The sequence below is a fragment of the Acidovorax sp. BoFeN1 genome (assembly GCF_003345135.1).
Lineage (GTDB): Bacteria > Pseudomonadota > Gammaproteobacteria > Burkholderiales > Burkholderiaceae_C > Acidovorax > Acidovorax defluvii.
In genome coordinates this window covers 1-13,143 of the sequence record NZ_QOZT01000094.1, presented here as the reverse complement: position 1 = coordinate 13,143, position 13,143 = coordinate 1, and the positions used below count along the sequence as shown (strand labels likewise).

18 protein-coding genes and 1 tRNA gene are annotated in these 13,143 nt (G+C 62.4%); 18 read left to right on the top strand and 1 reads right to left on the bottom strand.

The annotated features are described in order from the left end of the window. The 3 genes from DTW89_RS16545 to DTW89_RS16535 form a co-directional block, all read left to right on the top strand. A partial coding sequence (locus tag DTW89_RS16545; protein ID WP_147277671.1) for a sensor domain-containing diguanylate cyclase occupies positions 1-754 on the top strand: 754 nt, incomplete at its 5' end. A 180-nt stretch (positions 755-934) separates the two neighbouring features. Next, complete coding sequence (locus DTW89_RS16540; RefSeq protein WP_024815184.1) at positions 935-1,402, top strand: CopD family protein; 468 nt, start codon at positions 935-937, stop codon at positions 1,400-1,402. 196 nt (positions 1,403-1,598) lie between these two features. Further along, positions 1,599-1,757 (top strand): DUF3309 family protein, encoded by a 159-nt coding sequence (locus tag DTW89_RS16535; protein WP_081739379.1) that lies wholly within the window; start codon positions 1,599-1,601, stop codon positions 1,755-1,757. A gap of 237 nt (positions 1,758-1,994) precedes the next feature. On the opposite strand, the gene DTW89_RS16530 is transcribed toward DTW89_RS16535, so the two are convergent. Beyond that, positions 1,995-2,897 (bottom strand): LysR family transcriptional regulator, encoded by a 903-nt coding sequence (locus tag DTW89_RS16530; RefSeq protein WP_024815185.1) that lies wholly within the window; start codon positions 2,895-2,897, stop codon positions 1,995-1,997. A 198-nt stretch (positions 2,898-3,095) separates the two neighbouring features. Here DTW89_RS16530 and DTW89_RS16525 point away from each other — a divergent pair, with 198 nt between their 5' ends. The 15 genes from DTW89_RS16525 (at position 3,096) to DTW89_RS16460 (ending at position 12,929) form a co-directional block, all read left to right on the top strand. Further along, positions 3,096-3,419 (top strand): TA system antitoxin ParD family protein, encoded by a 324-nt coding sequence (locus tag DTW89_RS16525; RefSeq protein ID WP_114656731.1) that lies wholly within the window; start codon positions 3,096-3,098, stop codon positions 3,417-3,419. Between the two features lie 4 nt (positions 3,420-3,423). After that, positions 3,424-4,056 (top strand): AAA family ATPase, encoded by a 633-nt coding sequence (locus tag DTW89_RS16520; RefSeq protein WP_114656730.1) that lies wholly within the window; start codon positions 3,424-3,426, stop codon positions 4,054-4,056. Positions 4,057-4,354: 298 nt separating this feature from the next. Further along, positions 4,355-5,872 (top strand): CoA-acylating methylmalonate-semialdehyde dehydrogenase, encoded by a 1,518-nt coding sequence (locus DTW89_RS16515; protein ID WP_114656729.1) that lies wholly within the window; start codon positions 4,355-4,357, stop codon positions 5,870-5,872. 171 nt (positions 5,873-6,043) lie between these two features. Beyond that, positions 6,044-6,436 carry a lysozyme inhibitor LprI family protein gene (locus DTW89_RS16510; protein WP_114656733.1) on the top strand — a complete coding sequence of 131 codons (393 nt, stop codon included), beginning with the start codon at positions 6,044-6,046 and terminating at the stop codon, positions 6,434-6,436. A gap of 39 nt (positions 6,437-6,475) precedes the next feature. After that, entirely contained in the window at positions 6,476-7,642 is a 1,167-nt protein-coding gene (locus DTW89_RS16505; RefSeq protein ID WP_114656728.1) for an acyl-CoA dehydrogenase family protein, read from the top strand. 59 nt (positions 7,643-7,701) lie between these two features. Continuing rightward, positions 7,702-8,142 (top strand): TfoX/Sxy family protein, encoded by a 441-nt coding sequence (locus DTW89_RS16500; protein ID WP_024815190.1) that lies wholly within the window; start codon positions 7,702-7,704, stop codon positions 8,140-8,142. A gap of 106 nt (positions 8,143-8,248) precedes the next feature. Next, entirely contained in the window at positions 8,249-9,148 is a 900-nt protein-coding gene (gene mmsB, locus DTW89_RS16495; protein ID WP_114656727.1) for a 3-hydroxyisobutyrate dehydrogenase, read from the top strand. Between the two features lie 975 nt (positions 9,149-10,123). Further along, on the top strand, positions 10,124-10,486 hold the full coding sequence (locus DTW89_RS16485) for a cupin domain-containing protein (protein WP_013722854.1): 363 nt from the start codon (positions 10,124-10,126) through the stop codon (positions 10,484-10,486). A gap of 143 nt (positions 10,487-10,629) precedes the next feature. Beyond that, positions 10,630-10,914, top strand: coding sequence for a DUF1010 domain-containing protein (locus tag DTW89_RS16480; RefSeq protein ID WP_114656725.1), 285 nt, complete (start codon positions 10,630-10,632; stop codon positions 10,912-10,914). A gap of 33 nt (positions 10,915-10,947) precedes the next feature. Then, positions 10,948-11,157, top strand: coding sequence for a hypothetical protein (locus DTW89_RS19340; RefSeq protein WP_147277670.1), 210 nt, complete (start codon positions 10,948-10,950; stop codon positions 11,155-11,157). 71 nt (positions 11,158-11,228) lie between these two features. Further along, a complete protein-coding gene (locus DTW89_RS16475) occupies positions 11,229-11,513 on the top strand; it encodes a DUF1010 domain-containing protein (RefSeq protein ID WP_114656724.1) in 285 nt (94 codons plus the stop codon). 191 nt (positions 11,514-11,704) lie between these two features. Continuing rightward, positions 11,705-11,815: transfer RNA gene (locus DTW89_RS19360), tRNA-Leu, on the top strand. A 19-nt stretch (positions 11,816-11,834) separates the two neighbouring features. Continuing rightward, a complete protein-coding gene (locus DTW89_RS19795) occupies positions 11,835-12,248 on the top strand; it encodes a DUF1010 domain-containing protein (RefSeq protein ID WP_236637179.1) in 414 nt (137 codons plus the stop codon). Positions 12,249-12,323: 75 nt separating this feature from the next. After that, positions 12,324-12,446 (top strand): DUF1010 domain-containing protein, encoded by a 123-nt coding sequence (locus DTW89_RS16465; protein ID WP_236637180.1) that lies wholly within the window; start codon positions 12,324-12,326, stop codon positions 12,444-12,446. Positions 12,447-12,527: 81 nt separating this feature from the next. Next, positions 12,528-12,929 (top strand): FKBP-type peptidyl-prolyl cis-trans isomerase, encoded by a 402-nt coding sequence (locus DTW89_RS16460; RefSeq protein ID WP_114656723.1) that lies wholly within the window; start codon positions 12,528-12,530, stop codon positions 12,927-12,929. Positions 12,930-13,143 lie beyond the last annotated feature (214 nt).

The window sequence follows — 13,143 nt, the reverse complement described above, 5'->3', positions numbered from 1 at the left end:
GCACATGGCAGCTGCCCCCCGGCCGCTTTACTGGCTGGGTGTGCCGCTGCACACCCAGGCGGGCGTGATGGGCGCGCTGGTGCTGCAAGGCTACTCCGAGGAGGCGCGTTACTCGCATCGGGACAAAGAGCTGCTGCAGTTCGTCTCGACCCAGGTGGCGTCCGCCATCGAGCGCACCCAGATGCGCAATCGACTGCAGCAGATGGCGCAGTACGACCAGCTTACGCACCTGCCCAACCGCCAGCTGTTTCTCGACCGCCTGAAAACCGCGCTGACCCGGGCGCAACGCGACCAGACCCTGCTGTCGCTGCTGTTTGTGGACCTGGACCGCTTCAAGCAGGTGAACGACACACTCGGCCACGCAATGGGAGACTTGCTGCTGCAGCGGGTGGCGCAGCGCCTGCTGGAATGCGTGCGTGCCTCGGACACGGTGGCGCGCCTGGGCGGCGACGAGTTCGTCTTACTGGTCGAAAGCGGCCATGCGGTCGAACATGCCACAGCGGTGGCAGAAAAAATCCTGGCCGCCTTCAACCAACCTTTTGATCTGGATGGCAACCAGGTCCCCATGTGGCCCAGCATCGGCATTTCCATGTACCCGGACCACGGCTGCGATGAAAGCCTGCTGCTCAGCCATGCCGACACAGCGATGTACCAGTCCAAGAAAAGCGGCGGCAACCAGGTGCGCATCGCCGACCCCACCGGTCGGCCCGGCTTGGCGCCGCAGGACCCGCCGCAGCCTGATGCGCCCCACTGACAGGCTCTGAATGCCCTGCTGCGACACAGTGGTGGCAAAAGTGGCAGTAGTGGCAGCAACGGTACCCCAGCAACGTCGCAATGCCCCCACGGCTTGAGGGCCCGGCGCAGCGCACCCATGCTGCGCGGACGGCAAATCCCGTATTTTCGGCCTTTCCCTACCCTTCGCGAGCCCTGCACCATGCTTTATGCCAGCCTGAAACTGATTCACCTTTTGTCCATCGTCGTCTGGGTGGGCGGCATGGTGTTTGCCCACTTTTTCCTGCGCCCCGCCACCCAGGCGCTGGAGCCCGCAGTGCGCGTGCGGCTCATGCACGACGTGCTTGAGCGCTTCTTTGCCGCCGTGCTGGTGGCCGTGGTGCTGATGCTGGCCAGCGGCGTGTGGATGATCGGCAACTTCGCACGCCAGGTCGTGCAATCGGGTGGCAGCTTTGCCATGCCGCTGGGCTGGACTGTGATGGCCACGCTCGGCCTGGTGATGGTGGCCATCTTCGGCCACATCCGCTTCGCCCTGTACAAACGCCTGCAACGCGCCGTCGCCGCCACCGACTGGCCCACTGGCGGCAAAGCGCTGATCGGCATCCGCACCTGGGTGGGCATCAACCTCGCTCTGGGCGTGCTCACGGTGGCGGTGGCACTGCTGATGTAATCAGCCCTTTTACTGGCCCTCTTGCCAGTCCTGCCACCTGCCCCGTTCCAGCCCGATTGCCACACGCAGCCCTGCCCGCCAAGGCCGCGCCATGCAGGCTGTCGGCAATGGCTGACACAACGGCAAGCCATGCACCTGCGTGCCCCGGCCCGCAGTGCGAGAAGAATGCAGTGATTCACCCTCACCAGGAAACACCATGTCACTCTCGCTGATTCTTCTTATCGTCCTGATCCTCATCCTGGTCGGTGCCTTGCCCACTTGGGGCCACAGCCGCTCATGGGGCTACGGGCCCAGCGGCGGCCTGGGTCTGGTGGTGCTGATTTTGGTGGTGTTGCTGCTCATGGGCAAAATCTGACGCACGCCAAAGCGGCCTGAAGGCACACGCCACCCGGGCGGGCTACACGCTTGCCCAAGGCGTGCAGCAACCCCGTCGCCCAAAGCCGTCCGCCCGTCTTTTCGCTCGGGCCTGGTCCACTTCGGGCCGGGCCTTTTGTTGTTGGGGTCGCGCTCAGCAGCTCTTGGGTTGAAGCAGATTAAAAATCAAATGAAATATGGCGTTAGCCCTTATGGGATAAGCGCGAGCAGCTATTGATTAAATAGTGTTTATCTGCGGCAACAGCAGCCCTTGCTTGGCCGCCACAGCCTCACGCAAGAAGGCCCAGGTGGCCTGCATTCGGGCCACATGCTTGTTGTCGCCGGGCATGGACATCCAGAACGTGCGCTGAAACCGCGCCACGCCCGGCAACACCGGTATCAGCGCCGGGTCTTGCGCTGCCACGAACGCAGGCAACACCGCCAGCCCCGCCCCAGCCCGCGCCGCCTCGTACTGCGCCAGGATGCTGGTGCTGCGCAGCGCAAAGTGTGCGGGGCGGTGCAGTTCATCCAGAATCTGCAGTTCTTTGCTGAACAGCAGGTCGTCCACATAGCTGATGAAGGTGTGGCCACGCAGGTCGTCGGCCGTGCAGATGGGGGCATAGCGCTCCAGGTAGCTGCGCGCACCGTAGAGCTGCAACACGTAGTCGGTCAGCTTGACCACCAGCACCGCACCGCGCGCCGGGCGCTCCAGCGAGATGACGATGTCGGCCTCGCGCCGCGACAGGTGCACCAGGCGCGGCAGTGCCAGCAGGTCTACCACCAGCCCGGGGTGGCTTAGGGCAAAGCGCGCCAGTTGCGGCGCCAGAATCAGGTTGCCAAAACCCTCCGTGGTGCCAATGCGCACCAGGCCGTGCAGGCCCTGGCGCACGCCAGGCGCAGCATTTTCCACGGCCAGAAAGGCGGCCTCCATGGCCTCGACCTGTGGCAGCAGCGCGCGCCCGGCCTCGGTGAGCCGATGGCCGCCCGCCTCGCGCGCAAACAGGGCGGCGCCCACCTGCTTTTCCAGCGCCTGCAGGCGCCGGGCCACGGTGGTGTGGTCCACCGCCAGTCGCCGCGCCGCACCCACCAGCGTGCCGGCACGGGCCAGTTCCAGAAAATAGCGCAGGTTGTCCCAATCCATGGCGGTCTCCGTGCGGCAGCCCAAGGGCCTACCGATGTGCAAATTTGCAAAATACAACCATTCCATTGTCTCTTGCACCGGTACTTTTGCACCAACGCCGTTCATGACGTCAGCAGTCGTTCGCGTGGATGAATCCTCCCGGCGACAACTTGCCGTCAGTCGCCAATTGACGCAAAATGCGCCAATCAGGAGATCCTTATGGCATCCACCCCGTTTGCATCGGTCAAGCTCCCCCACACCCTCGTCGAGCAGGCCCGCCAGGCTGCGCAGCCCATGCGCCGCTCGGTGGCCAGCCAGATTGAATACTGGGCCACGCTGGGCCAGATCGTGGAGCACACCGGCCTGAGCGTGCAAGAAGCACGCTCCGCCATCGAGCAATATGAAGCCGCGCCCCGCGCGCAGGCCACGGCTCCCACCTCGGTGGACGCGCTGACCGCCCGGCTGCTGGCTGCGCAAACCAGCGGCTCGCTGGCCCAGCGCGTGCGCGAAGTGGTGCGTACAAACCAGACCCACGCAGCCTGAGCACATGGCACGGCCCCACACCGCAGCGCCCCCGCCGCTGTGGTTCCATCTGCTCGCCGGCCCCAATGGCGCGGGCAAGTCCACCCTCTACCGCGCTTTGGTGCGCGAAGGCTTACTGGGCCCACCGCTGGAATTCGTGAACACCGACCTGCACGAGCGCGAATATCTGCAGCACATCGCCAATGCCCAGGAGCGCTCTGAAGCCGCCCGCGCCTGGGCCGACGCGCGCCGCGCACGCCTGCTTGCAGATCGCACACCGTTTGCAAGTGAAACCGTGTTCTCCCACCCGTCCAAACTGGCATTGATCAAAGAAGCGCAGCGCCACGGCTTTACCGTTGCGCTGTACATCGTGGCGCTGGACGACCCGGCCCGCCTGCTCGACCGTGTGGCGCAGCGCGTGCGCGAAGGCGGCCACCCTGTGCCACCCGAGCGCATCCTGGCGCGCTACCCGCGCACCATGGCCCACCTGACGCAGGCCGTGCAATGGGCCGATGCGGCCTACCTTTACGACGCCATGGACGTGACCGAAGGCGGCCCACGCCTGGTGGCCGTTCGCACCGCCAGTGCCACCACGACACTGGCAGCTCGCCTGCCCGCTTGGGTGCAACGCGTGCTGGGTACAGCCGGGACTGAATAGCACCGTAAAAATCCACAAAAATGCCTTTGGCGCTTACAAATAAAGCGTCTACCGCTATTTTTTCAGGAGCAAATGGGTAAGCCACCACCCGGTGCCACAGCAAAGGCACGGCCGCAGGCAAAAGGTGATGCAGTTGGCCCGGCCCATGGCGGTCTGCGTGCGGCATCCCAGGCGGCCCGCACTGTGCAAATTTGCAAATCTCAGGTGCGTTATTGTCTCTTGTACAGATAATTTCGCACAGCTACCATGCGTGCAGTCGGCAGTGTTGCCGCCCCGTTTTATTCAGGAGACAAAACCCATGGATGCATCCACCGCCGTCAAGGCCCCCACCGTCAAGCTGCTGATCGGCGGCCAGTTCGTCGAATCCAAGACCACCGAATGGCGCGACGTGGTCAACCCCGCCACGCAGCAGGTGCTGGCCCGTGTGCCGTTTGCCACCGCTGAAGAAATCAACGCTGCCGTGGCCTCGGCCAAGGAAGCCTTCAAGACCTGGAAGAAGACCCCCATCGGCGCACGCGCCCGCATCTTCCTGAAGCTGCAGCAGCTCATCCGTGAAAACATGGCCGAGCTGGCCGCCCTGCTGACCGCCGAACAGGGCAAGACCCTGCCCGACGCCGAGGGCGATGTGTTCCGTGGCCTCGAAGTGGTGGAGCATGCTGCCAGCATCGGCAACCTGCAGCTGGGCGAGCTGGCCAACAACGTGGCTGGCGGCGTGGACACCTACACCCTGCTGCAGCCCCTGGGCGTGTGCGCCGGCATCACGCCGTTCAACTTCCCGGCCATGATCCCGCTGTGGATGTTCCCCATGGCCATTGCCACGGGCAACACCTTCGTGCTCAAGCCCTCCGAGCAAGACCCGATGGTCACCATGCGCCTGTGCGAACTGGCGCTGCAGGCCGGCGTGCCGCCCGGCGTGCTGAACGTGATCCACGGCGGCGAAATGGCCGTAAACGCCATCTGCGACCACCCGGACATCAAGGCCGTTTCGTTCGTGGGCTCCACCAAGGTGGGCACGCATGTATACAACCGCGCCACCCTCAACGGCAAGCGCGCGCAGTGCATGATGGGCGCGAAGAACCACGCCATCATCCTGCCCGACGCCAACAAGGAGCAAACCCTCAACGCCATCGCCGGTGCCTCGTTCGGCGCCGCCGGCCAGCGCTGCATGGCCCTGCCCGTGGTGGTGCTGGTGGGTGAAGCGCAAAAGTGGATTCCCGACCTGGTGGCCAAGGCCAAGACGCTCAAGATCAGCGGCGGCACCGAAAAGGGCACCGATGTGGGCCCCGTCATCTCGTGCGCCGCGCTCTCGCGCATCGAGGGCCTGATCGAACGCGGCATTGCCGATGGCGCCACGCTGGAACTCGACGGCCGCAAGCCTACCGTGCCCGGCTACGAAAAAGGCAACTTTGTCGGCCCGACCATCTTCAGCGGCGTCAAGCCCGGCATGGCCATCTATGACCAGGAAATCTTCGGCCCCGTGCTGGCCCTGGTAGCAGCCGCCAACCTGGACGAGGCCATCGAGTTCATCAACGCCAACCCCAACGGCAACGGCACCGCCGTGTTCACGCAAAGTGGCGCTGCAGCGCGCAAGTTCCAGGAAGAGATCGACGTGGGCCAGGTCGGCATCAACGTGCCCGTGCCCGTGCCCGTGCCGCTGTTCTCGTTCTCCGGCTCGCGCGCTTCCAAGCTGGGCGACCTGGGCCCCTACGGCAAGCAGGTCATCCTGTTCTACACCCAGACCAAGACCGTGACGGCCCGCTGGTTTGACGACAGCACGGCGGGCCAGGGCATGAACACGACCATCAGCCTGAAATGAAACACCCCCCTGAGGCCCTTCGGGCCTTCCCCCCGCTCTCGCAGCGCTGCGCGCTGCGGGCAGGGGGACGCTACCGGCGCGGCGGGGCGGCCCTTGCGCGGGAGCCCTGGCCTGGGTCGCGCCCGTTGCATGCGACGCGGGCGGCGCGCAGCGCTAGCGATAGCTGAAATGATGAGGGGCTGTCAGCCGCTCGTCATCGCCACCCTGCTTGCATTGCAGGTGGGTGGTGCCTGGGCACAGGCGGGTTCCGCCTGCCGCCCGGGTGGCACCGTGGCCAAGGTCAATGCCTGCGCGGTGCAGGATTTTCAGGCGGCCGACACCACCATTGCCGTGCTGTATGGCGACGTGATGCGGGCCCTGTCGGCCCACGAGCGCCCGCAACTGCGCCAGGAGCACAGCGCCTGGCAGCGCGATCGCGTTGCCCGCTGCAAGCAGGCCACGCGGGCCACCGAGCAGCAGCCCGATGGCCCGCGCACCTACCACGAGTGCCTGACGCGCGAAACGCAGCAGCGGCGCCAGGGCATCATGCGCTGGCTCAGCGCCGACACGCCTGCAAAGCCCTGACAGACCCCATTAGTCGCAAAACCCCTGCGAGATTCCCCCATGGACTTTGAACTCACCGAAGAACAACGCGCCTTTGCCCAGACCGCACGCGACTTTGCCCAGGCCGAATTGGCGCCCCACGCGGCCCAGTGGGACGCCGAAGGCATCTTCCCCAAAGAGGCGATTGCCAAGGCGGGCGAGCTGGGCTTTTGCGGCCTGTATGCGCCCGAAGCCGCCGGTGGCCTCGCCCTGCCCCGGCTCGACGCCACGCTGGTCTTTGAAGAAATGGCGGCCGTGGACCCCAGCACCACCGCCTTCATCACCATCCACAACATGGCCACCTGGATGCTCGGCACCTGGGCCCAGCCCGAGGTGCGCGACCACTGGGGCCCGCTGCTCACCACCGGCGAAAAGCTCGCCAGCTACTGCCTGACCGAGCCCGGCGCAGGCTCGGACGCCGCTTCGCTCAAGACGCGCGCCGAACTGGTGGGTAACGAATACGTCATCAACGGCAGCAAGGCCTTCATCAGCGGCGCGGGCGCCACCGATGTGCTGGTGCTCATGGCCCGCACGGGCGATGCGCAATCGGGCGCCGCCGGCATCAGCGCCTTTGCCGTGCCGGCCAACCTGCCCGGCATCCACTACGGCAAGAAAGAAGAAAAAATGGGCTGGAACAGCCAGCCCACGCGCACCATCAGCTTCGACAACGTGCGCATTTCCGCCGACCACCTGCTGGGCCGCGAGGACGAAGGCTTCAAGATCGCGATGAAAGGCCTGGACGGCGGGCGCATCAACATCGCCACCTGCTCCGTGGGCGCGGCGCAGGGCGCGTTGAACGTCGCCCAGCAGTACATGCACGACCGCAAACAGTTTGGCAAATCCATCGCCAGCTTCCAGGCCCTGCAGTTCAAGCTGGCCGACATGGCCACCGAGCTCGTGGCCGCGCGCCAGATGGTGCGCCTGGCCGCCAGCAAGCTCGACGCCGGTGCGCGCGATGCCAGCACCTATTGCGCCATGGCCAAGCGCTTCGCCACCGATGCGGGCTTCAACGTGGTCAACGATGCCCTGCAGTTGCACGGCGGCTACGGCTACATCCGCGAATACCCGCTGGAGCGCCTGATGCGCGACGCGCGCGTGCACCAGATCCTCGAAGGTACGAACGAAATCATGCGCGTGATCATTGCGCGGCGCATGCTCGAAGGCGATGCGCCCGATGTCATTCGCTAGCTTTTTTATAGCTGCTAGCGCTTATCCATAAAGCGCCAGCGGCCCATTTCATGTAAACCATGCCCGCCCGCCCCCTCAGCGACGAAACCCTGCACCTGATCGACGCCGTGCGCGCCGCGCTGGCGCAGCGCAACGATGTGGAAGAACGCACGCTGTTTGGCAGCTACTGCTTTTTTGTGGACGGCAAGCTGTGCATGGGCATCAAGGGCGACGAACTGCTGGTGCGATTGCCGCCCACACGGCATGCCGAATTTCAGGAAATGCAGAACACGCGCGAGCTGTCGCCCGAAGGCAAGATGCAGGGCTACTTCTGGATCGAGCCCAACGGCTACGCCACGCGTGCGCAATGGAATTTGTGGTTCGCAGAAGCCCTAGCCTACAACCCGCAAGCCAAAGCCACGCCACCGCGCAAACGTGCGGCAGCCGGCCCGCAACCACCCCCAACGCCGCCAACCCCCAGCGGCAAGCGCCACAGCATTTTTGGCGACGACTCTCCGTAATTTCAAGCCTTTTTAGCCCCCAGCCCTTATCCATAAAGCGCTAGCAGCTATCAAATTCATAAAAATTTCCGACCCATCACCCACATCACCACAAGGAGACAACACCATGAAAATCGCATTCATCGGCCTCGGAAACATGGGCGGCCCCATGGCCCTGAACCTGCTCAAGGCAGGCCACGAAATCCAGGCGTTTGACCTGTCAAAACCCGCCTGCGACAAGCTGGCCGCCGACGGCGTGGCCATTGCCGCCAGCGCCACCGCCGCCGTGCAAGGGGCAGAGGCCATCATCACCATGCTGCCCGCCAGCCAGCATGTGGAAGCGCTGTTTTTGGGCAGCAACGGCCAGCCCGGCCTGCTGGCCCACATCGCCAAGGGGGCGCTGGTGATCGACAGCTCCACCATCGCCGCCGCCACCAGCCAGAAGGTCGCCAAGGCGGCCGAAGCCGCCGGCATCGACTTCATCGATGCACCCGTGTCGGGTGGCACCGGCGGCGCCATTGCGGGCACGCTCACCTTCATGGTGGGCGGCAGCGCAGCCCAGCTCGAACGCGCCCGCCCCCTGCTCGAAAAAATGGGCGCCAACATCTTCCACGCAGGCAGCGTAGGCGCCGGCCAGACCGCCAAGATCTGCAACAACATGCTGCTGGGCATTTTGATGGTGGGCACCTCCGAGGCCATCGCCCTGGGCGTGGCCAACGGCCTCGACCCCAAGGTGCTCTCGGAAATCATGCGCCGCAGCTCGGGCGGCAACTGGGCGCTGGAAAAGTACAACCCCTTCCCCGGCGTGCACGAAAACGCCCCCGCCAGCAAGGGCTACACCGGCGGCTTCGGCACCGACCTGATGCTGAAAGACCTGGGCCTTTCGCAGGAAAACGCCACGGCCGTCAAAGCCAGCACCCCGCTGGGCGGCATGGCCCGCGCCATCTACGCGGCGCACAGCATTGCAGGGCATGGCGGCGAGGATTTCTCGAGCGTGATCAAGATGTTGCAGAAGAAGCAGGCGTAGCTGAGTTTTCTGTAAGCCGATCACAATGCGGGTGCTGTAGCATGTAGTTACAGCACCCGTTGTCATTTTTCGACCGGGAAATTTTAGGTTTGCCTAAATGGAGGCAAGCTGTAAAACCTCAGGGAAAATTCGACGTGTATTTTTTTATCCGACGAGTGTGAGTTGAACTGCAGTCGTCTAAATCTAGTTAGGCCTGCGGAATGCCCAGTATTCATGGGGCTTGTGGGCCGCCTGTCCTGCGGCAGTCGTGCGAGCCACCGAGCACCTCGGGTTGAGTGGCGCGCAGGTCTTCTGCTCAGGTTGAAGGTGCGTTAGATTGAGACGTTCGTCAGCGCATGGCTGACGCCATACGCAAGGGAGGCGGCATGTCAATGTTCATCTCAGAAGCTACCAAGTCAGCACATCGCGCACACCAGGCAGTTGCCTCGTGTACGGGCTGGCTGCCTGCGCATCCGGCCCACTGCCACCAGCCTAACTGTGCGTTGCAGCGGACGCCAACCCCTTCGGTGTTGGTGCCCTGCGCTTCGCTCCGGCGCCGCTGAACTTGGGCGTTAGGCCTATCGGAATACACCAGTGTTCATCGGGCTTGTGGGCCGCCTGTCCTTCGGCAGTCGTGCGCACCACTGAGGCGTGCGGTCTGCGTGATGGCGTCACAGTCGCGCAGGTTGCAGTGGGTTAGATTGAGGCATTCGTCAGCGCATGGCTGACGCCATACGCAAAGGGAGGCGGCATGGCAAAGTGGTTGGAACTTGCTGGCATCACAGCACATCGCGCACACCAGGCTGTCGCCTCGCGTGCGGTCTCGCTGCCTTCGCAATCCTTGTCCTGCCACCAGCCTAACTGGGCGTTCCAGCGGACGCCAACCCCTTCGGGGTTGGTGCCCTGCGCTTCGCTCCGGCGCCGCTGAACGCAGGCGTTAGGCTTTTGGGCGGTGCGAATCTTGCTGCCCAAAAGCTTGCATTTGTGGAGCAAAAAATGAGCACTCACCGCGTGTATAAGTCCCATGAATTCATGCAGCCAGCCGAGAAAGAACCTATACGGTCTGTTGTTGTTGAATCTTCGCATTCAGTTATCGTGGCTTGGCATGTGGAGCCCGGCCAAACTATTGCGCCACATATTCACCCCGACGGACAAGATACATGGACCATCCTTTCAGGGGAAGGACAATATCAAATTGACGAGCAAGGCAACACCGTTGCAATTGTTCCGGGGGATATCGTAGTTGCAAACAAAGGGCAGGTGCACGGTGTTCTTTGCACCAGCGTTGGCCCACTTCGGTTTATTTCAGTGGTTGCGCCTTTGGATGCTGGTTATGAACCGCTATCAGCAAAAACATAGGGAATATCAAGTGCAACAAGCTGCCTCCGCTCCCCAGCCTAACTGTTTGGTCAAGCTGACGCCAACAGGCTCCGCCTGTTGGTACCCTCCGCTTCGCTCCGGCGCAGCTTACCGCGGGCGTTAGTCCCTTCATATTCCGCTTTATGCAGGCCAGCATTTACTCCAGCGGTTCGCCTTTCTCACAGGTTTCTCCTTTGAGGTTTCGGCGCTGCGCCGGGCTTCGCCTGCATTCGCCGCGCAAGTTTCAAGCCTTTTTGGCCTCTAGCCCTTGTTCAGCAAGCGCTGCCAGCTATCATTCTTGCAGCGTTGCGCCGCTCCCGAGGGCCAGCGCTTTTTCCTGGGCCGCACCCGTCTTTAAGTTTGGGCGCTCCCTTCTGGCCTTCGGGTCTAACTATTCGTCGCAGCCGACCGCCTACGGCGGCGGCTGAACTCAGGGCGTTAGCTTTATCTGGAGTCTTTGAATGAATAGCCCGCTTCCAAATCAATCAACACAAGCAATTGCTGTGTTAGCAGCTTGCTTCGCAAAAACACTGGGCGAAAAAGATCCAGAGTTCATCACTTCATTTCAGAAAAACCTGGAAGAGATGTACTACCAAATTCGAGATAACAGCTATTTCCCCTCTGAAACGCTTCAGGCGGTAAGGCTTACAGGTGACTTGCTTAAAACCTAACCGTTCGCTCAAGCCGATCCGCCTTCGGCGGTCGGCTTAGCTTGTTCGTTAGTCCCTTCATATTCCGCTTTATGCAGGCCAACATTTATCCCAGCGGTTCGCCTTTCTCAAAGGTTTCTCCTTTGGGGTTTTGGCGCTGCGCCGGGCTTCGCCTACATTCGCTGCGCCAGTTTCAAGCCTTTTTGGCCTCCAGCGCTTGTGCAGCAAGCGCTACCAGCTATCATTTTTGCGGCGCTGCACTGCTTCCGTGGCACTGTGCCTTTTCTTGGGCCGCGCCCGTCTTCAAGGCTGGGCGTCCCCTTTTGGCCTTCGGGTCTAACTGTTCGTCGCAGCCGACCGCCTACGGCGGCGGCTGAACTCAGTGCGTTAGCAATTTTTAAGGCTTGGAGGTATGGGTACACATTGAAGTCAGCATCGTGATCTCGTTTGGGTTGGAAATTTTTGCTTCTATCTTTGTCTTTGGCTTTGTTATGGAGGTATTTATGAAAAACTCAATCGCTTTCTTTACTTCGGTATTTGCATGTGTTTGGTGCGGAATTGCGTTCCTGCGGAGCTCTGGTGAGAAAAAATTCCAACCCGAACGAGAGATTAGTGCTGTATGAATATGTGTACTTACCAAGAGAGAACGCAGGGGGTTCAATTCCCCCTCTCCGCACCATTTTTCGCGCACCTAAAGTGTGCTAACCCGGCGGTCAAGCGGACTGGCCTTCGGCCAGCCACTTACCTTGTCAGTTAGCCTGCGAAAAACCTGCTTTATTCAGCCCCATGCTTTATTCACCGGCATTTATTTTCTCAAGCGTTTATTCGCTGGGTTTTTACCGTGTGCCGGGCTTCGCCTTGGGGCGCTGCGCTGTTTTCAAGCCTTTTTGGCCTCTAGCCCTTGTGCGGCAAGCGCCACCAGCTATCATTTTTCAAGCAGTGCGTCGCCTCGGTGGCGCACTGTTTTTTCGTGGTTTGCGCCCATCGTCAATTTGGGGTTTCCCGTTTTGGCTTCTGGGTCTAACCGGGCAGTCAAGCCGACCCGCCTTCGGCGGGCGGCTTACTTTCGTTCGTTAGTCCCCCGAAAAAATCCGCATTATTCAGGCCCATGATTATCAAAACGGCATTTCTCACCTCTCAGGCGCGGCTCAGCACTGGGGTTGCCGTTTCTCCGGGCTTCGCTTGGTGTGCTGCGCAGGTTTTCGGTCTTTTTGGCCTCTAGCGCTTTCACAGCAAGCGCTAGCAGCTATCATTTTGAAAGTATCGCGCCGCCTAAGCAACTCCGGTTGCCAACCCCGGTAGGCAGGTAGCGCCCCAACCCGCATCGCCCGCATCCCTGACCTCACCCCCAAGGCCCTACCATCGGCCTATGTTTTTTTGGAGCTTTCTTCATGCGCGTTCTTTTCGCCCTGCTCACTTCGCTGATCATTGCCCCCACCGCTCTGGCGCAAGCCAAGCCGGTCACCACCGCCAGCGGCATGGTGTTTGAATCGATCAAGGAAGGCACGGGCGAGTCGCCCAAGGCCACCGATACCGTCAAGGTCCATTACAAAGGTACCTTGCTCGATGGCAAGGAGTTCGACAGCTCTTACAAGCGTGGCGAGCCCACCGAGTTTCCGCTGAACCGCGTGATCCCCTGCTGGACCGAAGGCGTGCAGCGCATGAAGCCCGGCGGCAAGGCCAAGCTGACCTGCCCGCCTGGCATTGCCTATGGCGAGCGTGGCGCGGGTGGTGTGATTCCGCCCAACGCCACGCTGAATTTCGAGGTGGAGCTGGTCTCGGTGCGCCGCTGAGCATTGGCAACGCGCGGGTTGCGGCGGGCCTGCGCGGGCGTACACTCCAGCGCTCAGGCAACGGCCTTGCTGCGCAGGGGGTGCGGCACTTGCCGGCGCCCTCCGACCGCCGCCCATGAGCCTTCCAGACCTGTCCTTTCTGCACCAAGCCCAGGCGTCCCGCGACCCGGGGCAAGAAGTGCCTGGGCTTGGTGCAGAAAGGACAGGTCTGGAA